At 72.0% G+C, this 19,263-nt stretch carries 21 protein-coding genes and 1 riboswitch; of the genes, 14 read left to right on the top strand and 7 right to left on the bottom strand.

The window, feature by feature from the left end; genetic code table 11:
• The first annotated feature begins 35 nt into the window (after positions 1–35).
• The 4 genes from AB3M81_RS15500 to purU are packed head-to-tail and all read left to right on the top strand — an operon-like array spanning position 36 to position 2,483.
• The gene (locus AB3M81_RS15500; protein WP_412904826.1) at positions 36–839 is read left to right on the top strand and encodes a class I SAM-dependent methyltransferase; all 804 of its coding nucleotides are present in this window, start codon (positions 36–38) and stop codon (positions 837–839) included.
• A gap of 44 nt (positions 840–883) precedes the next feature.
• Positions 884–1,222 (top strand): cupin domain-containing protein, encoded by a 339-nt coding sequence (locus AB3M81_RS15495; RefSeq protein WP_412904825.1) that lies wholly within the window; start codon positions 884–886, stop codon positions 1,220–1,222.
• The gene (locus tag AB3M81_RS15490) at positions 1,219–1,566 is read left to right on the top strand and encodes a DUF488 domain-containing protein (protein WP_412904824.1); all 348 of its coding nucleotides are present in this window, start codon (positions 1,219–1,221) and stop codon (positions 1,564–1,566) included. The genes AB3M81_RS15495 and AB3M81_RS15490 overlap by 4 nt, the downstream gene beginning before the upstream one ends.
• Before the next feature lie 50 nt (positions 1,567–1,616).
• On the top strand, positions 1,617–2,483 hold the full coding sequence (gene purU, locus AB3M81_RS15485; protein WP_412904823.1) for a formyltetrahydrofolate deformylase: 867 nt from the start codon (positions 1,617–1,619) through the stop codon (positions 2,481–2,483).
• A 3-nt stretch (positions 2,484–2,486) separates the two neighbouring features.
• Here the strand turns inward: purU and AB3M81_RS15480 are convergent, their stop codons facing one another.
• From AB3M81_RS15480 to AB3M81_RS15470, 3 genes are read right to left on the bottom strand one after another with little or no spacing between them, the layout of a single operon-like run.
• Positions 2,487–3,656: an AI-2E family transporter gene (locus AB3M81_RS15480; RefSeq protein WP_412904822.1), complete on the bottom strand. Its 1,170-nt coding sequence runs from the start codon at positions 3,654–3,656 to the stop codon at positions 2,487–2,489.
• A gap of 9 nt (positions 3,657–3,665) precedes the next feature.
• Positions 3,666–4,337, bottom strand: a complete 672-nt coding sequence (locus AB3M81_RS15475) for a uracil-DNA glycosylase (protein ID WP_412904821.1) — start codon at positions 4,335–4,337, stop codon at positions 3,666–3,668.
• On the bottom strand, positions 4,334–5,479 hold the full coding sequence (locus tag AB3M81_RS15470) for an MFS transporter (RefSeq protein ID WP_412904820.1): 1,146 nt from the start codon (positions 5,477–5,479) through the stop codon (positions 4,334–4,336). The genes AB3M81_RS15475 and AB3M81_RS15470 overlap by 4 nt, the downstream gene beginning before the upstream one ends.
• 89 nt (positions 5,480–5,568) lie before the next feature.
• Here AB3M81_RS15470 and AB3M81_RS15465 point away from each other — a divergent pair, with 89 nt between their 5' ends.
• The gene (locus AB3M81_RS15465; RefSeq protein ID WP_412904819.1) at positions 5,569–6,456 is read left to right on the top strand and encodes a hypothetical protein; all 888 of its coding nucleotides are present in this window, start codon (positions 5,569–5,571) and stop codon (positions 6,454–6,456) included.
• Between the two features lie 12 nt (positions 6,457–6,468).
• Entirely contained in the window at positions 6,469–7,722 is a 1,254-nt protein-coding gene (locus AB3M81_RS15460) for an MFS transporter (protein WP_412904818.1), read from the top strand.
• 3 nt (positions 7,723–7,725) lie between these two features.
• On the opposite strand, the gene AB3M81_RS15455 is transcribed toward AB3M81_RS15460, so the two are convergent.
• From AB3M81_RS15455 to AB3M81_RS15440, 4 genes are read right to left on the bottom strand one after another with little or no spacing between them, the layout of a single operon-like run.
• The gene (locus tag AB3M81_RS15455) at positions 7,726–8,313 is read right to left on the bottom strand and encodes a GNAT family N-acetyltransferase (protein WP_412904817.1); all 588 of its coding nucleotides are present in this window, start codon (positions 8,311–8,313) and stop codon (positions 7,726–7,728) included.
• A gap of 26 nt (positions 8,314–8,339) precedes the next feature.
• The gene (locus AB3M81_RS15450) at positions 8,340–9,746 is read right to left on the bottom strand and encodes a pyridoxal phosphate-dependent decarboxylase family protein (protein WP_412904816.1); all 1,407 of its coding nucleotides are present in this window, start codon (positions 9,744–9,746) and stop codon (positions 8,340–8,342) included.
• Complete coding sequence (locus AB3M81_RS15445) at positions 9,733–11,049, bottom strand: MFS transporter (protein WP_412904815.1); 1,317 nt, start codon at positions 11,047–11,049, stop codon at positions 9,733–9,735. Before AB3M81_RS15445 ends, AB3M81_RS15450 begins: the two co-directional genes overlap by 14 nt.
• The gene (locus AB3M81_RS15440; protein ID WP_412904814.1) at positions 11,039–12,463 is read right to left on the bottom strand and encodes an alpha,alpha-trehalose-phosphate synthase (UDP-forming); all 1,425 of its coding nucleotides are present in this window, start codon (positions 12,461–12,463) and stop codon (positions 11,039–11,041) included. Before AB3M81_RS15440 ends, AB3M81_RS15445 begins: the two co-directional genes overlap by 11 nt.
• Positions 12,464–12,574: 111 nt before the next feature.
• Here AB3M81_RS15440 and AB3M81_RS15435 point away from each other — a divergent pair, with 111 nt between their 5' ends.
• From AB3M81_RS15435 to AB3M81_RS15400, 8 genes are all read left to right on the top strand, one after another.
• Complete coding sequence (locus AB3M81_RS15435; RefSeq protein WP_412904813.1) at positions 12,575–12,865, top strand: DUF3263 domain-containing protein; 291 nt, start codon at positions 12,575–12,577, stop codon at positions 12,863–12,865.
• A 1-nt stretch (position 12,866) separates the two neighbouring features.
• Positions 12,867–13,433 (top strand): LytR C-terminal domain-containing protein, encoded by a 567-nt coding sequence (locus AB3M81_RS15430; protein ID WP_412904812.1) that lies wholly within the window; start codon positions 12,867–12,869, stop codon positions 13,431–13,433.
• Positions 13,434–13,454: 21 nt separating this feature from the next.
• Complete coding sequence (otsB, locus tag AB3M81_RS15425; protein ID WP_412904811.1) at positions 13,455–14,243, top strand: trehalose-phosphatase; 789 nt, start codon at positions 13,455–13,457, stop codon at positions 14,241–14,243.
• 62 nt (positions 14,244–14,305) lie between these two features.
• Positions 14,306–14,416, top strand: a riboswitch (SAM riboswitch).
• 7 nt (positions 14,417–14,423) lie between these two features.
• The gene (thrC, locus tag AB3M81_RS15420; RefSeq protein WP_412904810.1) at positions 14,424–15,689 is read left to right on the top strand and encodes a threonine synthase; all 1,266 of its coding nucleotides are present in this window, start codon (positions 14,424–14,426) and stop codon (positions 15,687–15,689) included.
• A gap of 29 nt (positions 15,690–15,718) precedes the next feature.
• Complete coding sequence (locus tag AB3M81_RS15415; RefSeq protein ID WP_412904809.1) at positions 15,719–15,997, top strand: MoaD/ThiS family protein; 279 nt, start codon at positions 15,719–15,721, stop codon at positions 15,995–15,997.
• An 88-nt stretch (positions 15,998–16,085) separates the two neighbouring features.
• A complete protein-coding gene (locus AB3M81_RS15410) occupies positions 16,086–16,289 on the top strand; it encodes a cold-shock protein (protein ID WP_412904808.1) in 204 nt (67 codons plus the stop codon).
• A 101-nt stretch (positions 16,290–16,390) separates the two neighbouring features.
• Positions 16,391–18,028, top strand: a complete 1,638-nt coding sequence (gene groL / locus AB3M81_RS15405) for a chaperonin GroEL (RefSeq protein ID WP_412904807.1) — start codon at positions 16,391–16,393, stop codon at positions 18,026–18,028.
• A 247-nt stretch (positions 18,029–18,275) separates the two neighbouring features.
• Positions 18,276–19,016, top strand: coding sequence for an acyltransferase (locus tag AB3M81_RS15400; protein ID WP_412904806.1), 741 nt, complete (start codon positions 18,276–18,278; stop codon positions 19,014–19,016).
• The last annotated feature ends 247 nt before the right edge of the window (positions 19,017–19,263 follow it).

Genomic DNA, 19,263 nt, shown 5'->3' with positions numbered 1-19,263 from the left:
TTAGGGTGGGCGCACGCCGAGCCATGGGGGGCACCGTGCCGCAGATCGAGCATCGCGTGGAGCTGGACGCGAACCTGACCAATCCCGACTACTCCGGGATCGTGCTGACGCCCGAGGAGATCGAGGCCGGCGAGCACCGCCGCTTCGTCGGCGGCGTGTGGGACACGCACGGCCAGCACCAGCTGGAGTTCCTGAAGGCGCAGGGCCTGCAGCCGCACCACCGGCTGATGGACATCGGCTGCGGCGCCTTCCGGGCCGGCCGCCACTTCATCGACTACCTCGAGCCGGGGAACTACTACGGCATCGACGCGAATCACTCGGTCATGCAGGCCGGCTACGACACCGAGCTGACGGACGAGCAACGGGCGCGGGTGCCGATCGAGAACCTGCGCGCGAACGACCGCTTCGACACCGACTTCGGCGTGCAGTTCGACTTCGCCATCGCGAACTCGGTGTTCACGCACGTCTCGCTCAACCACATCCGGCTGTGCATGTACCGCCTGGACAAGGTGATGGCGCCGGGCGGCTCGTTCTACGCGACGTTCTTCGTGCGCAAGGACTCCGTCCCGATCGACGCGGTCAAGCCGATCAAGCGCCGCAACAAGGGCTACTTCACCGAGAAGAACAACTTCGTCTACTACCGCCAGGACCTGCGCTGGGCCGCGAAGTGGGGCGACTGGTCGTACCGGTACATCGGCGACTGGGGACACCCGGCCAAGCAGCAGATGGTGCAGTACACGAAGCTCACGCCCGAGCAGGTCGAGGAGCGCCGCCGGGCGAAGGAGCGCCGGGCCAACCCGGGCCGGCTGCGCCGGGTCGCGCGCCGCCTCGTCGGCTGACGCTCGACCGGACGAGTCGGCGCGGAGCCGCTACGGTCGGGAGCATGGAGTCCACGCAGCTCGAGCCCTTGATCCGCGACCTGTTCGGCGAGGCGCGCGAGGCCCGTGCGGGTCGCAGCGCCGTCAACCTCCATCCGGGTCGCCACCACCACCTGCGCCAGACCGTGATCGCGATCCTGGCCGACCAGCGACTCGACGAGCACGAGGCGCCGCCCGAGGCCACGTTGCAGGTCCTGTCCGGCTCGGTCCGGCTCACCGCCGGCGACGAGACCTGGGACGGCTCGTCCGGCGAGGTGCTCGTCATCCCGGACCGCCGCCACGACCTGCTGGCGCTGGAGGACGCCGCCGTCCTGCTGACCACGTACGTCCCCGCCGGGCCATGATCCGGGTCCGCCGCGTCCAGGAGGAGCCGTCGCCGGACGACGGCCTCCGGGTGCAGGTCGACCGCCTGTGGCCGCGGGGCGTGTCGAAGGAGCGCGCCGCGGTGGACGTCTGGCTCAAGGAGGTCGCGCCGAGCAACGACCTGCGCAAGCGGTTCCACGGCGGGCAGGTCGACTTCGAGACGTTCGCCGAGCAGTACGCCGCCGAGCTCGACGACAACCCGGCGCTGGACGAGCTGCGCGAGCTCGTCGCCGGGAACGACGTCGTCACGCTCGTGTACGCGGCGCGGGACGAGGAGCACAACCAGGCGCTGCTGCTGCGGGACCGGCTGAAGGAGGGCGGCTGACGCAGCGCCCACCTCGCAGCGCGCCCGCGCCGACCTGAGACCATGCATCCATGGAGAGCCCCCAGCCGCACAGCGACTTCATCCTGACCTTCGCCTGCCCCGACCGGGTGGGCATCGTCGCGGCGGTGGCCGGCGCGCTCGCGCAGGACGGCTGGACGATCACCGAGAGCCAGCAGTACGCCGACCCCGACACGCGCCGCTTCTTCATGCGCGTGCGCTTCGGCGCCGAGCGCGCCACGAGCCTCGACGAGGTCCGCGGGACGCTGGCTCCCGCCCTCGAGCCGTTCGAGATGGACTGGGACCTCCACGACGCCACGGCGCCGCTGCGCGTCGTCGTGATGGTGTCCAAGCAGGGCCACGTCCTCAACAGCCTGCTGTTCCACACGCGCCAGGGCCAGCTGCCGATCGAGATCGCCGCGGTCGTCTCCAACCACCCGGACTGGCGCGACGTCGTCGAGTGGCACGGCATCGAGTTCCACCAGGTCACCGTCACGCCCGAGACGAAGCGCGAGTCCGAGGAGTTCGTCCTCGGCCTCATGCGCGAGAAGGGCGCCGAGGCACTCATCCTGGCGCGCTACATGCAGATCCTCAGCGACCAGATGTGCCGCGACGTCCACGGCCGTGCGATCAACATCCACCACTCGCTGCTGCCCAGCTTCAAGGGCGCCCGCCCGTACGAGCAGGCCCACCGCCACGGCGTCAAGGTCATCGGCGCCACGGCGCACTACGTGACGGCCGACCTCGACGAGGGGCCGATCATCGAGCAGGACTTCCGCCGGGTCGACCACCGCAAGTCGGCGGCCGAGCTCGCGGCGATGGGCCAGGACCTCGAGGCGCGCGCGCTGGTCAGCGCCGTGCGCGCGCACGCCGAGAACCGCGTGCTGCTCAACGGCATGAAGACCGTCGTCTTCGACTGAGGCTCAGGCCCGGTCGTCGTCCCCGGAGGACTCGGCCGCCGAGCGGACGTCGGCCGCGGCGTCCTCGGGCGTCGGCTCGAAGGTGGACTCCGAGGTGATGAGCGCCGCGTCGATGCGGTCGTTCGCGTAGCGCAGGATCTCGGCCACCGTGGCGGTGACCGGGACGGCGAGGAACGCGCCCGTGATGCCGAACAGCGAGCCGCCGGCGGTCACCGCCAGCAGCACGACGGCCGGGTGCAGGTTCATGCTCTTGCCCTGCAGCATCGGCGAGAGCACGTTGCCCTCGAGCTGCTGCACGACGACGATCACGGCCAGGATGATGAGCGCGTCCTGCGGCGAGTTGGTCACGAGCGTCACGAGGACGGCGATCGCGCCGCTGGCGAACGCACCCACGATCGGGATGAACCCGCCGATGAAGGTGATGACGGCGAGCGGGACCCACAGCGGCTGCCCGACGAGGGCGAGCGCGATGCCGATGAGCACGGCGTCGATGAACGACACGAGCGCCTGCGTGCGGATGAAGCCGCCGAGCGTCTCCCAGCCGCGGCGCATGAGCTCGCGCAGGTGGCCGCCGACGCGGTGGCCGCCGAGCCGCTCGACGAACGGCGGGAAGCGGTGGCCGTCCTTGATGAACAGGAACGTCAGGATCAGCACGATGACGGTGTTGAGGACGACGTTCGTGGCGACGCCGATCGTGGACAGCACGCCGCTGCTGATGTCGCCGGCGCTGTCGCGCAGCCAGTCCTCGACCGAGTTGAGCGCGTTGGTGATCTGGCCGGCCTCGAGCGACAGCGGACCGTTGATGAGCCAGTCCTGGACCTCGCCGACGCCCTTCGCGGCGCGGTCGGCGATCTCGGGCGCCTCGTCGACCAGCTGCGGGACGAGGATCGAGAACAGGAAGCCGAGCGCGGCCAGGAAGCCGAGCATGACGACGCCGGCGGCGGCCGAGGCGGGCACGCCGAGCTCGCGCAGGCGCTTGGCCGGCGGGCCCAGGACGGTGGAGAACAAGATCGCCAGCGACACGGGGAACCAGACCATCCAGGTGCGGCCGACGACCCAGCCCAGGACCCACAGGGCCGCCGCGATCACGACGATGCGGATGCCCCAGCGCTGGGCCACCACGAACCCCTGGTCGATGACGACGGCGCGGTCGCGAATGCGTGTCTGGCTCACGTCGCCACCCTATCCGGGCAGCTCCCACTCGACGGGGCGAGCGCCGAGCGCCCGCAGCGCGTCGTTCGCGCGGCTGAAGGGACGCGAGCCGAAGAAGCCGCGCGATGCCGACAGCGGGCTGGGGTGCGCGGACTCGATGCGGGGCACGTCGCCCAGGCGTGGTGCGAGGGACTGCGCGTCGCGGCCCCACAGGATCGCCACGAGCGGGCCGCCGCGCTCGACGAGGGCGGCGATCGCGCGGTCGGTGACGGCCTCCCAGCCCTTCCCGCGGTGGCTCGCGGCCTCGCCGGGCCGCACGGTGAGGCAGCGGTTGAGCAGCATGACGCCGCGGTCGGCCCAGGCCGAGAGGTCGCCGTGCGCGGCGGGCGAGATCCCGAGGTCCGCCTGCAGCTCGGTGTAGATGTTCACGAGGCTGCGGGGGAGGGGCCGGACGTCCGGGCGCACCGAGAACGACAGGCCCATGGCGTGGCCGGGAGTCGGGTACGGGTCCTGTCCGGTGATGAGGACGCGGACGTCGGCCAGCGGCGTGCGGAAGGCGCGGAAGATCGCGTCCGGCTCGGGCAGGTAGGTCCGGCCGGCGGCCACCTCGGCCCGCAGGAAGTCGCCCATCGCGTGGACCTGCACCTCGACGGGCGCCATCGCCTCGGCCCAGTCCGGGGCCATGAGGTGCTCGAGGCTCACGGGTGCCTCCGCAGGGCGCGGGGCGCCAGGGCGCTCGCCACGAGGCACAGCGCCAGCGGCACGACGAACGCCGTGGTGAGCGGGACCCAGTGCGTCAGCAGGCCGATGATCGACGGGCCGCTCAGCAGGGCGACGTAGCCCATGCCGGTGACCCGGGCGATGATCGCGGCGCCGTGACGCGGGTCGACGTTGCCGGCGGCGCTGAAGAACTGGGGCACGCAGCCGGCCAGGCCCAGGCCGACGATCGCCCAGCCCACGATGGCTACGGCCGCGTTCGGGGCGAGGGACGCCGTCGCCAGGCCAACGGCGCCGACGAGCGACGCGAAGCGCACGAACCGGCCGGGGCCGACCCGGGCGACGATGCCGTCCGCCACGAGTCGCGTGCCGAACATCGTGAGGCTGAACGCGCCGTAGGCGACGGCGGCCAGGGCGTCGGTCGTGCCGAGCTCGTCGCGCAGGTGGACCGTGCTCCAGTCGTAGGCGACGCCCTCCGCGAGCATGAGCGCGAAGGCCAGCGCGCCGAGCAGCAGGATGCGCCCCGTCCACGGCGGCCGGACGCCGTGCAGTTCGGGGTCCTGGACGTCGTCGCCGAGCAGGTGCGGTCGCACGACGAGCGCCAGGACGAGGCCGATCGCGGCGAACACGAGGAAGTTCAGCGGCACGGGGGACGAGACCGCGAGCAGCGCGCCGCCCAGCGCCGAGGCGCCGAACCCGCCCGCGGAGAACCACGCGTGGAACGAGGACATGACGGGACGGCCGAACGCGCGCTCGACCGTGACGGCCTGGGCGTTCTGCGCCACGTCGACGACGCCGTTCGCCGCGCCGAGCGCCGCGAGGGACGCGCCGAGCGCGACCCAGTTGGTCGACAGGCCGGGGAAGGGCAGGACGAGGCTCATCACGACGAGCGCGACCGTCACGGCACGGGCGCTGCCGATGCGGTCGACGAAGAACCCCGCCGCCTGCATGCCGAGCCACGCCCAGGCGCCCATCCACAGCAGCAGCGTGCCGAGGGTCGCGGGGTCGATGCCGGTGCGGTCCATGATGGCGGGGATCTGCACGACCCACGCGCCGATCAGGAAGCCGTTGGTGAACAGCAGGCTCGAGGTCGCCACCCGTGCCCGGGTCAGGGTCGCTTCCACCACGCGTCGAGCCTAATCGCCGGGCCCTCGCCGACCGGGCCGAGGTCGCGAGGTCCCCACCGAGCCGGTGCGGCTGGGGCAGGATGAGCGCCGTGCTCATCCCAGGGGAGGCCCGGCTGCGGGCCGGCGCCATCGGCCTCGCGCTCGCGGTGGCGGTCGCGGGCCTGATCGACGTGGTCAGCACGTCCGGCGTCGTGCTGTTGCTGGCGCACTTCGACTCGCTGGCGGTCGCGGACTGGGGACTGCCGCGGTGGACGAGTGCCGCGGCCCTGCTGCTGTTCGGGGGCGCGGGCCTGGTCGCCTGGCGGGCACCGCGCCACGGGCGCCTCGCGACGGCGCTCGCGCTGGTGTCCGCCGTCGGGGTCGCCGGGGCGGCGGTGTGGGCCACGCAGTCGCTCGTGGTCGTCCCCGACGGCTCGAGCCTGGCCCGGCTCGCGTGTCATGCCCTCCTCACCTTGGCGATCGTGGCCGTCGCCCTCGTCTGGGCCCGCCCCTGGACGAGCCCTGTCGCCGGTGCGGACGTGGCGCTCGGTGCGGTGGTCGGGACGGCGCTCACGACGCTTCCCGGCATCGCCGAGCTCGCCGCGGCCCTGGAGTTGGTGTCCCCCGGGACGGAGCGGACCTTCGCGTTCGTCCAGCTCGCCGCGGGTGGACTGCTCGTGCTCGCCGCGGTCCTCGCGATGGGCGCCCTCGCCGGCCGGGTCCCCGCGCTCCCGGTCGCGGTCCTCACGCTCCTCTCCGGCGCGCTGCTGCTCGTCCTCGTGGCCAGGTCCGCGTTGCGGCTGCCGGACGAGCTCGCGTACGGCAGCCTCGGCATGCAGCTGTCCACGGTCCTGGCGCTGCTGGCGGGGCTGGGCCAGGCGCTGGTCGCCGTCGTCCTGGGCGTGCTCCTGCTGCGCTGCCGGCGCGACCGGTCCGCCGCCGAGGCCGTGTACGGCTCGGACGAGGCGGCCGCGTCCTGGCAGACGCCGACCACCTAGACTGGGTCGGTTGTGTCTTCCGCCATCGCCGACTACCGCCGCCTCTGGGGCGCAGCTGGACTCTCGTTCGTCGCGGTGGCCTACCTGGGGCGCATCCCGCTGGCGATGAGCCAGATGGGCGTCCTGCTCCTCGTGGCCCAGGCGACCGGCCGCTACGGCATCGCCGGCGCCACCGCGGGTGCCCTGGCCGTCGCCAACGCCGTCGGCTCGCCGCTCTTCGGCGGCCTCGCCGACCGCATCGGCCAGCGCGCTGTCGTGCTCGGCCAGTCGCTGGCCGGGGCCGTGGGCCTGCTGTCCATCGTGGTCTTCGCCCACCTCGAAGTCTCCTCGGCCGTCCTCGTCGTCGTCGCGGCGCTGACCGGCCTCGTGATGCCGCAGGTCGGCCCCCTCGCTCGCGTGCGCTGGCGCCCCGTCCTGCGGCGCCGTGTGAACGAGGGCCGGATCCGCGAGGAGGAGCTCGACCGCTTCGTCGACCTCGCGTTCTCCTACGAGGGCGCGGGCGACGAGGCCTCCTTCGTGCTCGGCCCGGCGCTCGTCGGCATCCTCGGCGTGCTCGTGGGCGCCGACGGTGCGCTCGTCGCGGCGGCGGTGCTGCTGCTCGTGTTCGGGTCGTGGTTCGCGGTGCACGAGACCGCGGCGCTGGTGCCCCGCGGCAGCGAGCACGCGCCCACGCACGGCGTCCGGCTGTGGACCTCGGCGTTCCTGTCGCTCGCGACCGCCGTCTTCCTCATGGGCATGCTGTTCGGCAGCATCCAGACCGGCACCACGGTGCTCGCGACCCAGCAGGGCCACCCGGACGTCGCCGGCCTGATCCACGCCGTGCTCGGCATCGGCAGCGTCGTGGCCGGCCTCTCGCTCGCCGCCGTGCCGGCCAGCATCCTCTACGCGACCCGCATGCTGTGGGCGTCGGGCGCGATGATCGTGCTGGCCTCGCCGCTGCTGGTCGTCGACACGATCCCGCAGCTGGTCGCCGTCATCGCGGTGATGGGCTTCGCGGTCGCGCCGTACCTGATCAGCGCGTTCGCGTTGGCCGGGCTGATCGTGCCGCCGGCCCGCATCGGCACGGCGATGACGTTCCTCGCCGGCTGCACGGGCCTGGGCTACGCCACGGGCGCGTCGATCGCCGGCCGCGCTGCCGACGGCGCGTTCGGCGCGGGCGGCCACACGTCGGCGTTCGTCGTCACGATCTCGTCGATGGCCGCCGCCTTCGCGCTCTCGCTGCTCACCCAGCGGATCCTGCGCTCGGCGCGCATCGTCTCGTCCTGACGGTCAGCGCGCCGCGAGCGCCGCGCACAGCCGGTCGCGCGCCGCGGGCCACTCGTCGTCGAGCATCGAGAACGTGAGCGTGTCGCGCCACGAGCCGTCGTCGCGCAGCTTGTGCTTGCGCAGCACGCCCTCACGCACGGCGCCGAGCCGAGCGATCGCGGCCTGCGAGCGCTCGTTGCGGATGTCGGTGTGCCACACGACGCGGACGCAGCCGAGGTCCTCGAACGCGTGCGTCATCAACAGCAGCTTCGCCTCGGTGTTGAGCCCCGAGCGCCAGAACCGCCGCCCGATCCACGTGTGCCCGATCGCCACGGTCCGCAGGGCGGGCACGACGTCGTAGAACGCGGTCATGCCGGCCACCTCGCCGGTGCGCAGGTCGACCTGCGCCCAGGGCACCACGGCCGGGTTCGCGAGGTACCGGTCGATCTGCGCGCGAGCGGACTCGACCGTCAGGACGTCCCAGCCGATGATGTGCTCGAAGGTCGACGCGTCGTCGCCGGCCGCCGCGAGTCCCGCCGCGTGCTGGGGGCCGAGCGGCTCGAGCCGCACGATCGATCCGGTCAGCTCCACCGCCGTCGTCCACGCGCTCACGCCGCGACGCTACCGACCCGGTCCGCTCAGCGGGAGAGCCGGTCGAGGAACGCGATCATGAGCGCCTCGCGGACCCGCGGGGGCGCGACGTCCACCAGCGCGTTGACGGGTCCGAGCCGCTCGGGGACGGCCACTCCGCCCTCGCCGGCGAGCCCCGCGAGGGCCAGCAGCCCGTCGAACGCCTCGTCGTCGAGGGTGTCGGGGTCGAGCGTCGCGGCGGCCTCGGCCAGCAGCGGGTCGATCCGCACGGGTCCGGCAGCAGCTGCCTCCTTCACGGCTGAGGCGAGCGCGTCGAGGAACTCCGGCACGGACGGCGCCGTCGCCGCGCTCATCGTGAGGTGCAGGTTCGCGGGCTCGTCGCCGAAGCGCATCTGCGGCTGCACGAACCAGCCGCGGTCGAGCATGAGGTCGCTGATCGTGAACACGTCCACCGCGTCGTCGGTGCCGATCACGACGAGCGAGGTCTCGGGCTGCTCGACCAGGTGCAGGTGGTCGATCGCCGCGACGCCCTCGGCCAGCTCGCGGGTGCCGGCGACGGTGCGGGCGACGAGGTCGCGGTAGCCGTCGGCGCCGATGTGCCGGACGACCGCCCAGGCGGCGGCGAGCGGCCCGCCGGACTTCGTGGACTGCATGGTCGAGTTGAGCATCGTGTAGCCGGGCCAGTCGGCGTACGCGAAGAACTGCGGCCGACGCAGCTGCGGCGTCGCGTGCAGCAGCAGCGAGACGCCCTTGGGCGTGTACGCGTACTTGTGCAGGTCCACCGACATGCTCGTCACGCCCGGGACCGCGAAATCCCACGGCGGCGCGTCGGGCACCCACGGCAGGACCCAGCCGCCGATGCACGCGTCGACGTGCAGGCGCAGGCCGCGCTCGCGCGTGACGGCCGCGAGCTCCTCGATCGGGTCGATCACGCCGTGCGCGTACGAGGGCGTGGAGGCGGCGACGAGGACGACGCGGTCGCCGAGCCGGTCGATCGCCTCGGTCATGGCGGCGACGTCGGCGCGGTGGCCGGGACCGACGGGCACCGCCGCGAGCTCGACGCCGAAGTAGTGGGCGGCCTTGGCGAACGCCGCGTGGATCGTGCTGGGCACGACCATGGCCGGCCGCTCGACGCCCGCGGCGTCCCGCGCGGTCTGGACCGCGAGGAGGATCGACTCGGTGCCGCCGGACGTCACCGTGCCGACGACCTCGTCGCCGGCGTGCAGGATCGAGCGCGCGAAGGCGATCAGGTCGGCCTCCATCGACAGCAGGCTGGGGAAGGCGGTGGGGTCGAGGCCGTTGGTCGAGGCGTACATCGCGACGGCCTCGCGGGCGATCTCGTCGGCCTGCGCGAGGCCGGAGTCGTAGACGTACGCGAGCGTCCGGCCGCCGTGGGTGGGCAGGTCGCGCGCGCGGCGCGCGCGCAGCTCGGCGAGGATCTCATCGGGGGACATCGGCACTCCTCAGTCGCTCGTCGAGTCGGTAGCCGCGCAGCAGCACGAGGCTCAGCACGGTCAGCGCCGCCGGCACGAGCGAGAAGCCGACGGCGATGGCGAGCCGCGCCCCGTCCGGCTGGTCGACGGTGACGTCGCTGGTCGACGACACGTAGCCGCCGGCCGCCAGCGCGAGCGCGAAGATGCCCGGGCCGAGGGCCAGGCCGAGGGTCTCGCCCGCGGTCCACACGCCGGTGAAGACGCCGATCCGGTTCTCGCCGCTGCGCTGTGCGTCGTCCGCCGCGACGTCGGGCAGCATGGCCATCGGGAAGACCTGCGCCCCCGCGTAGCCGATGCCGACGAGCGCGGCCGCGACGTAGGTCGGGACGAGCCAGCCCTCGTGCGCGGTGAGCAGCAGCACCATGCCGACCACCAGGAAGCCCGTCGCGACGGTGTAGCCCGAGCGCTTGCCGCGACGCGCCGCGTACCGCTCCCACACGGGCGTGACGAGCAGGGCCGGACCGACGAAGGCCACGAACAGGAAGGTGTTGGCGGCCGTGCTGTCGAGCAGGTCGTCGGCCACGTACGCGACGCCGGCCAGGACGGTGCCGATCGCGGCGGCCTGCGCCACGAAGGTCAGCAGGACGGCGCGGAAGTCGGGGTTCGCGCCCACGAGGCGCAGCTGGTCGACGAGCGTGCCGGGCGCGGTCTCGGTGGGGTGCTCGGGGGCGCCCCGCGTGCCCCACCACGCGCCGAGGGCGCCGATCGCGATGACGACGCCGACGTAGACGCCCATCGCCGTGTGGCCCAGCTGCTCGGCCACGATCGGGGCCGTTGCGCCGGACAGCAGGATCGCCAGGGCCAGCACGACGACGCGCCACGTCATGAGCCGCGTGCGCTCGGCGTAGTCGAGGGTCAGCTCGGCGGGCATCGCGACGTACGGCACCTGGAAGAACGCGTAGGCGCTCGCACACGCCAGAAACGCGAGCGCGACCCACGCCGCGGCGAGGGCACTCGGCTCGGTGGGACCGGCGAACATCAGCGCGAACAGGGCCGCGAGCGCCAGCCCCGCGCGGACGAGGAACGGCCGGCGCCGGCCGGCACGGTGGCGCGAGCGGTCGCTGATCCGTCCCGCGACGGGGTTGAGCACGACGTCCCACGCCTTCGGCGCGAACACCAGGACGCCGGCCAGGGCGGCGCCGATGCCGATCTCGTCGGTGAGGTACGGCAGCAGCAGCAGTCCCGGGACCGTGCCGAACGTGCCGGTCGCGACGCTGCCGAGGGCGTAGCCGCGCCGGACCCGCGCGGGAAGCTCAGTCGTCACTGTCCGACGGGCCGAGGTCGCGCACGGCGGCGAGGTCGTCGAGGAAGCACTCCGCCCAGTGGTCGATGTCGTTCTCCATGACCTGCTTGCGCAGCGCCCTCATCCGGCGGCGCAGGTCGGCGGGGCTGCTGCGCAGGGCCTCGAGCATCGCGGACTTCATGCCGTTGATGTCGTGCGGGTTCACCTGGAACGCCTGCTTGAGCTCGGCCGAGGCGCCGGCGAACTCACTCAGGACCAGCGCGCCGCGGTCGTCCCAGCGCGTCGCGACGTACTCCTTGGCGACGAGGTTCATGCCGTCGCGCAGCGGCGTCACGACCATGACGTCGGCCGCGCGGTACATCGCGGCCATCTCCTCGCGCGGGAAGGACGTGTGCAGGTACTGGATCGGCTGCTGGCCGATGCGGCCGAGGTCGCCGTTGACGCGACCGACGAGCTGGTTGATGTCGTCGCGCAGCTTGCGGTACTGCATGACGCGCTCGCGGGAGGGCGTCGCCACCTGGACGAACACGGCGTCGTCGACGTCGAGCTCGCCGTCGCTGACCAGCTCGCCGAACGCGCGCAGGCGCTGGGGCAGGCCCTTCGTGTAGTCGAGCCGGTCGATGCCGATGAGGACGTGTCGGGGGTTGCCGAGGCTGTCGCGGATCTCCTGGGCCCGGGCGATCACCTCGGGCGTGCGCGAGAGCTGCTCGAAGCCCGCGGCGTCGATCGAGATCGGGTAGGCCCGCGCCAGGACGGTGCGGCCGTCGGGCAGCGAGACCCGGTCGCGGTGCGTGCGGTGACCGACGCGCTGGCGGACCAGCTGGATGAAGTTCTGCGCGCCGCCGGGCATCTGGAAGCCCACGAGGTCCGCGCCCAGCAGCCCCTCGAGGATCTGGCGGCGCCACGGCAGCTGCTGGAACAGCTCCTTCGGCGGGAAGGGGATGTGCAGGAAGAAGCCGATCAGCAGGTCGGGGCGCAGCTCGCGCAGCATCTGCGGGACGAGCTGGAGCTGGTAGTCCTGCACCCACACGACCGCGTTGTCGGCGGCCAGCTCGGCGGCCTTCCGCGCGAACCGCAGGTTGACCGCGACGTAGGAGTCCCACCACTCGCGGTGGAACTCGGGCGTGACGACCACGTCGTGGTAGAGCGGCCACAGCGTCGCGTTGGAGAAGCCCTCGTAGTACTCCTCGACCTCCTGCTCCGACAGCGGGACCGGCACGAGGCGCAGGCCGTCGTGCTCGAACTCGTCGAGCTCCTCGTCGGACGCGCCGTGCCAGCCGATCCACGCCCCGCCGCGCAGCTTCATGACGGGCTCGAGCGCGGTGACCAGGCCGCCGGGCGACTTGCGCCAGGTGACCTCGCCGTCGTCGGCGACCATGCGGTCCACGGGCAGTCGATTCGCGATGACGAGAAAATCTGCCCGCTCCTTGGCCATGGGGCCACCCTAAAGGAGATCGCGAGGGTCCGCCGCCGGCCGTGGGACGCCGCGCGCCTTGTTTCCCGAACGGGAATGACAACGGTGTGATTACGCCGCTACGATCGAGGCATGGCTGCGGTGGAGAAGCACGAAGGAGCGACGCACGTCGGTGAGCTGACCGACCGCGATCGCGAGATGCTCGAGCTGGAGCGCCTGTGGTGGAAGTACGCCGGCGCCAAGGAGCAGGCGATCCGCGACAAGTTCGACATGACCGCCACCCGCTACTACCAGGTCCTCAACGCCCTGATCGACTCCGAGGCCGCCCTCGCGCACGACCCGCTGCTGGTCAAGCGCCTCCGCCGACTGCGCACCCAGCGCCAGCGCCAGCGCCAGGCGCGCCGCGCGGGCACCGACGGCTGAGGTGAGCCAGCCGCCGGTCGAGCCCACCGGCGATCGGCGCGACGCCGACCGTCCGTCGCGCCCGTGGCTCGCGATCGTCCTGCCCGCCGTCTGGCTGCTGCTCGGCCTGGCCGGGGGATTCGTCATCATCTCCGTCGTGAACGGCGGCGACGACGCCCCGCCCGCCGCCGAGACCACCAAGGGCCCGACGGCCGCCCCGACCAAGGCCGCGCCCACGAAGAAGCCCGCCACCAAGGCGACCCCGAAGCCCAAGCGCACGCCGAAGCCGTCCCCGACGCCGACCAGCACGCCGGCGCCCACCCGTTCGGTGACCGTCTCGGTGTACAACCAGGTCGGCATCGGCGGCCTCGCCCGTCGCGTGGCCGGCCAGCTGCAGGCGCTGGGCTGGCCGATCGGCACGGTCGACGACTGGCGCGGCGGGGTCCCGCAGGACACCGTCTACTTCCCCGGCGGGCGCCAGGGCGAGGCCGAGCTGCTGGCCCGTGACCTGGGCATCTCGCGCATCCTGCCGGCCGCGCCGAACATGTCCACCTCGGCCTTGACGGTCGTGCTGGCCAGCCCGCGCTGAGGGGCGGTGATAATCGTGAGCATGACCGATCCGGGGCAGACGCTCTTGGCCCTCGACTTCGACGGCACCTTGGCCCACATCGTCGAGGATCCGGCGTCGGCGTACATCCATCCGGACTCGCTCGCCGCGCTGCGCCGCCTGGGGCCGGTGCTCGCCGCGATCGTCATCATCACGGGGCGTCCGGTCGACGAGGCACGCCGCCTGGGCCGGTTCGAGGAGGGCGAGGGCCTTGAGGACCTCGTCGTCTGCGGACAGTACGGCGCCGAGCGCTGGGACGCCGCCAGTGGCGACGTCCGCCGCCCCACCCGTCCCGACGCTGTCCACGACCTCGCCGAGCGGCTGCCGTCGTGGCTCGCCGAGCACGACGCCGAGCGGCTGCGCATCGAGGACAAGGGCCTGGCCATCGCGCTGCACACGCGCGGCATCGCGCCGGGCCTGCTCGACACGCTGTCGCCGCAGCTGGCGGCGCTCGCCGCCGAGTTCGACCTGCACATGGAGCCCGGCCGCCAGGTGCTCGAGTTCCGCGCGCACCGCACCGACAAGGGCGAGACCCTGCGCCGTGCCGTCGAGGCGATCCAGCCGCGCTCGCTCGTGTTCGCCGGCGACGACCTGGGCGACCTGCCGGCGTTCCGCGAGGCGATCGCGCTGCGCGAGGACGGCCTGGACGTCACGCTCGTGTGCTCCGCGTCGGCCGAGCAGGACGCGCTCGTCGAGCTCTCGGACGTCGTCCTCGACGGCCCCGACGCCGTCGCCGCCTGGCTCACCGAGCTCGCGGACCGGTTCGCGCCCGGACGCCCTGCCGCCTCCTGATCTCGACGTCTCGCGATGCGGACCGAGTGGACGCATCGTGAGACGTCCGCCTAGTCTGAAGTCACTCATCACGAGGGGCAGAGGGACACGGCCCGACGAAGCCCCAGCAACCAGCCGACCGGCCAGGTGCTAAGTCCGTCCGCGGTCGAACGTCGACCCCGGAGAGATGAAGGAGTCTTCGTGAGCATCACGCTGTCCACCCCCACCCGGCTCCGCGAGGGAGCCTTCGGCAACGCCACCGCGCTGACGTGTCGCGAGTGCGGCGCCACCCGCGAGCTCGGCCCCCACTACGCCTGTCAGGAGTGCTTCGGCCCGCTCGAGATCTCCTACGACTTCGGCACCGTCACGCGCGAGCAGATCGAGGCGGGCCCGGCCAACATCTGGCGCTACAAGGCGCTGCTGCCGGTGCCCGAGGACATCGAGTCCAGCCCCAACCTCGAGCCCGGCTTCACCCGGCTGCTCGACGCCCGCAACCTCGCCGCCGAGCTCGGCCTGTCGAAGTTGTGGGTCAAGGACGACAGCACCAACCCCACCAACTCCTTCAAGGACCGCGTCGTCGCCTGCGCCCTGAGCGCGGCCCGCGAGTTCGGCAGCCGCGTGTTCGCCTGCCCCTCCACCGGCAACCTCGCCAACGCGGTCGCCGCCGCCGGCGCCCGCGCCGGCATCCGCACGGTCGTGTTCATCCCGAGCAACCTCGAGACGCCCAAGCAGGTCAACTCGGCCGTCTTCACCGACAGCCTCGTGGCCGTCGACGGCAACTACGACGACGTCAACAAGCTGGCCAGCGAGATCGCGGGAGAGGAGGACGGCTGGGCGTTCGTCAACGTCAACGTGCGCCCCTTCTACGCCGAGGGCTCCAAGACGCTCGGCTACGAGATCGCCGAGCAGCTCGGCTGGCGGCTGCCCGACCAGATCGTCATCCCCGTCGCGTCCGGCTCGCAGCTGACCAAGGTGCACAAGGCGTTCACCGAACTCATCGCGCTCGGCCTCGTCGAGGACAAGCCGGTCCGCGTGTTCGGCGCGCAGGCCCAGGGCTGCAACCCGGTCGCCACGGCGTTCAAGGACGGCGTCGACGCGATCCGCCCCGTCAAGCCCGACACGATCGCCAAGTCCCTCGCGATCGGCAACCCCGCCGACGGCATCTACGTCCTCGACATCGCGCGCGCCACGGGCGGCGGCGTCGAGGAGGTCACCGACGACCAGATCCGCGACGCGATCGTGCTGCTCGCCCGCACCGAGGGCATCTTCACCGAGACCGCCGGCGGCACCACGGTGGCGGTCCTGCGCAAACTCGTCGAGACCGGTCAGCTGGACCCGGCGCTGGAGACGGTCGTCATCAACACGGGCCACGGCCTCAAGACGCTCGACGCGGTGACCGGCTCGGTCGGCCCGCGCACCACCATCGCCCCCACGTACGACGCCTTCGCCGCGGCCGGCATCGCCTGAGCCGTCCCACCACCACCCGAGGAGCACTCATGGCCGTTTCCGTCCGCATCCCCACGATCCTGCGCAGCTACACGCACGACGAGTCGCAGGTGACCGCCGAGGGCGACACGCTCGCCGCCGTCCTGGACTCGCTCGACGCGTCCTACCCCGGGATCCGCGCCCGGATCCTCGACGAGGACGGCAAGCTGCGCCGCTTCGTCAACATCTACGTCGCGGAGGAGGACGTCCGGTTCGACCAGGGTCTGGACACCAAGACGCCGGACGGCACCCAGATCTCGGTGATCCCCGCCGTCGCCGGCGGCTGCTGAGCCGATCCGCCGTTCCCTGGCTCGGGCCCTGCCGTTACGCTGGTTTCGGGCCCGGCCGGGGGCCTTTCGCGCAGAACAAGGTGGTCGCATGGTGCACGGCACCGTCAAGTGGTTCAACTCCGACAAGGGCTACGGCTTCATCGCGGTCGACGGCCAGGACGACGTCTTCGTCCATTGGTCCAAGATCGCGATCAACGGCTTCAAGACCCTCGAGGACGGTCAGACCGTCGAGCTCGAGGTCGTCGACGGCCCCAAGGGCCGCGAGGCGGAGAACGTCCAGCCACTGCGCTAGCGCCGTCTCGTTCGTGTGCGGGGGCGGTTGAGGGAAGTTGATTAGCACTCGTATAGTGAGAGTGCTAGATCCACCTTCTCACCACTGTCGGAGACACGCACATGGCCAAGTCCATCGCATTCAACGAAGAAGCCCGGCGTGGGCTCGAGCGCGGCATGAACCAGCTCGCCGACGCCGTCAAGGTCACGCTCGGCCCCAAGGGCCGCAACGTCGTCCTCGAGAAGAAGTGGGGAGCCCCCACGATCACGAACGACGGCGTCTCCATCGCCAAGGAGATCGAGCTCGAGGACCCGTACGAGAAGATCGGCGCCGAGCTCGTCAAGGAAGTCGCCAAGAAGACCGACGACGTCGCCGGTGACGGCACGACGACCGCCACGGTCCTGGCCCAGGCGCTCGTGCGCGAGGGTCTGCGCAACGTGGCCGCCGGCGCCAACCCGATGGGCCTGAAGAAGGGCATCGAGACCGCCGTCGAGGCCATCAGCACCCAGCTGCTCGGCATGGCGAAGGACGTCGAGACCAAGGAGCAGATCGCCTCCACCGCGTCCATCTCGGCCGCCGACACCACGGTCGGTGAGATCATCGCCGAGGCCATGGACAAGGTCGGCAAGGAGGGCGTGATCACGGTCGAGGAGTCGAACACGTTCGGCCTCGACCTCGAGCTCACCGAGGGCATGCGCTTCGACAAGGGTCACCTGTCGGGCTACTTCGTCACCGACCCCGAGCGCATGGAGACGGTCCTCGAGGACCCGTACATCCTCATCGTCAACAGCAAGATCAGCACCGTGAAGGACATGGTCCCGGTGCTGGAGAAGGTCATGCAGACCGGCAAGCCGTTGGCGATCATCGCCGAGGACGTCGAGGGCGAGGCGCTGGCCACCCTCATCGTCAACAAGCTCAAGGGCACGTTCAAGTCGGTCGCCATCAAGGCCCCCGGCTTCGGCGACCGCCGCAAGGCCATGCTGACCGACATCGCGATCCTCACCGGCGGCGAGGTCATCAGCGAGGAGGTCGGCCTCAAGCTCGAGAACGCCGACCTCACGCTGCTGGGCACCGCCCGCAAGGTCGTCACGTCCAAGGACGAGACCACGATCGTCGAGGGTGGCGGCGACGAGGCCCAGATCGCCGGCCGCGTGGCCCAGATCAAGGCCGAGATCGAGAACAGCGACTCGGACTACGACCGCGAGAAGCTCCAGGAGCGCCTCGCCAAGCTGGCCGGCGGCGTGGCCGTCATCAAGGTCGGCGCGGCCACCGAGGTCGAGCTCAAGGAGCGCAAGCACCGCATCGAGGACGCCGTCCGCAACGCGAAGGCGGCCGTCGAGGAGGGCATCGTCCCCGGCGGCGGCGTGGCGCTGGTCCAGGCCAGCAAGGCCGCGTTCGAGAAGCTCGAGCTCGAGGGCGACGAGGCCACCGGCGCGAACATCGTGCGCCTGGCCACCTCGGCCCCGCTCAAGCAGATCGCCGTCAACGCCGGCCTCGAGGGCGGCGTCGTGGCGGAGAAGGTCGCCAACCTCGAGCCCGGCCAGGGCCTGAACGCGGCCACGGGCGAGTACGTCGACATGATCGCCACCGGCATCATCGACCCCGCCAAGGTCACGCGCTCGGCGCTGCAGAACGCCGCCTCGATCGCGGCGCTGTTCCTGACGACCGAGGCCGTCGTCGCCGACAAGCCGGAGCCCGCGGCCCCGGCCGGCGCCCCCGGCATGGACGACATGGGCGGCATGGGCGGCATGGGCTTCTGAGCCTCCCGCACCCAGCACCCCACGGAACCCCGGCACCTCGGTGCCGGGGTTCCGTGCGTCCGGGCCCCGTGTCAGAGAACCTCGCGAAGTGACGGTTTCCCCGGTTAAGCAGGTTTTCCTCACTGAACGGGGTTTCCTGTCACTTCGCGAGGGTCGCAATCCTCGTTCAGGGACAGTTTTCCTACTTAACCGGGGAAACTGTCACCCTTCGCCCACCCGGCGCGTGACGGCAGGGGAGGATGGGGCGGTGACGACGTGGCAGGAGCTGACCCGCACGGACGAGGCGATGACCCCCGAGCACCGGGCGCGGCTCGTCGAGGCCGGCGTCGACCCCGACCGGCTCGACGCGCTCGCGTGGCGCCGCCTCGACGGCCCGCTGCCGTCGTGGTGGAACGACCTGGGCAACGCGCTCTACGCCGCGCCGGGCGCGATGCTGCCCGACCGCGTCGTCGAGCTGCTCACGACGTTCTACTTCCACGACGCCCTCATCGTCGTCGGTGGCCCGATGGAGCACCTGACGTCGCTGCTCGTGGGCGGCGACGGCGCGACGGTGTTCCTCGACGAGCGCGTCATCCTCACGGCGGGCGAGATCTACTGCGGCCCGCGGTCCTCCGTGGTCCTGCACGGGCCCGTCGTCGCGACCCGCTCGCCCGTCATCGACGCGCGCAACGGCGGCAGCATCGTCGCCGCGGGCGACCAGCTGTGGGCGGCCGGCGTCTACATCGCGACGGACGACATGCACCGCCTCGAGGACGCCGCCACGGGAGAGCGGATCAACCCCTTCGGCGCCACGATCCGGCTGGGTCACCACGTGTGGCTGTGCCGCGAGTCCGTGGTGTCCGGCCACGTCGAGATCGGCGACCACGTGTGCGTCGGGCTGCGGGCCGTCGTCCGGGGCCAGAAGGTCCCCGCGAACGTCGTCGTGGCGGGGTCGCCGGCACGCGTCGTCCGCGAGGGCACGACCTGGTCCTTCGACGACACTCCGTGACGTCCGATTCCGGGAAACGACGAGTTACGCAAGCCGCACCCTCGGAATCGGTCATTCGCGTCCCGGTCGATGCACGAAATCATGTGCCATCGCCTGTGACATGTACGACAACGGTATTTTTGGAAAACGTCCGGACAGGACGCTCCGCATGGCCTACTTTCGAGGGAAAGCACGGGGCGTCGCGAGCGCCGGTGGCCGTCGGAGGGGGAATCCGGCGGAGGGAGAGCACCGGAGAGCGAGAAGCCGG

It is taken from the genome of Aeromicrobium jepli (assembly GCF_047246605.1).
In the GTDB taxonomy this organism is placed as follows: Bacteria; Actinomycetota; Actinomycetes; order Propionibacteriales; family Nocardioidaceae; genus Aeromicrobium.
Note: the sequence above shows the minus strand (reverse complement) of the source record. Positions and strands in the feature narration are given on the sequence as shown.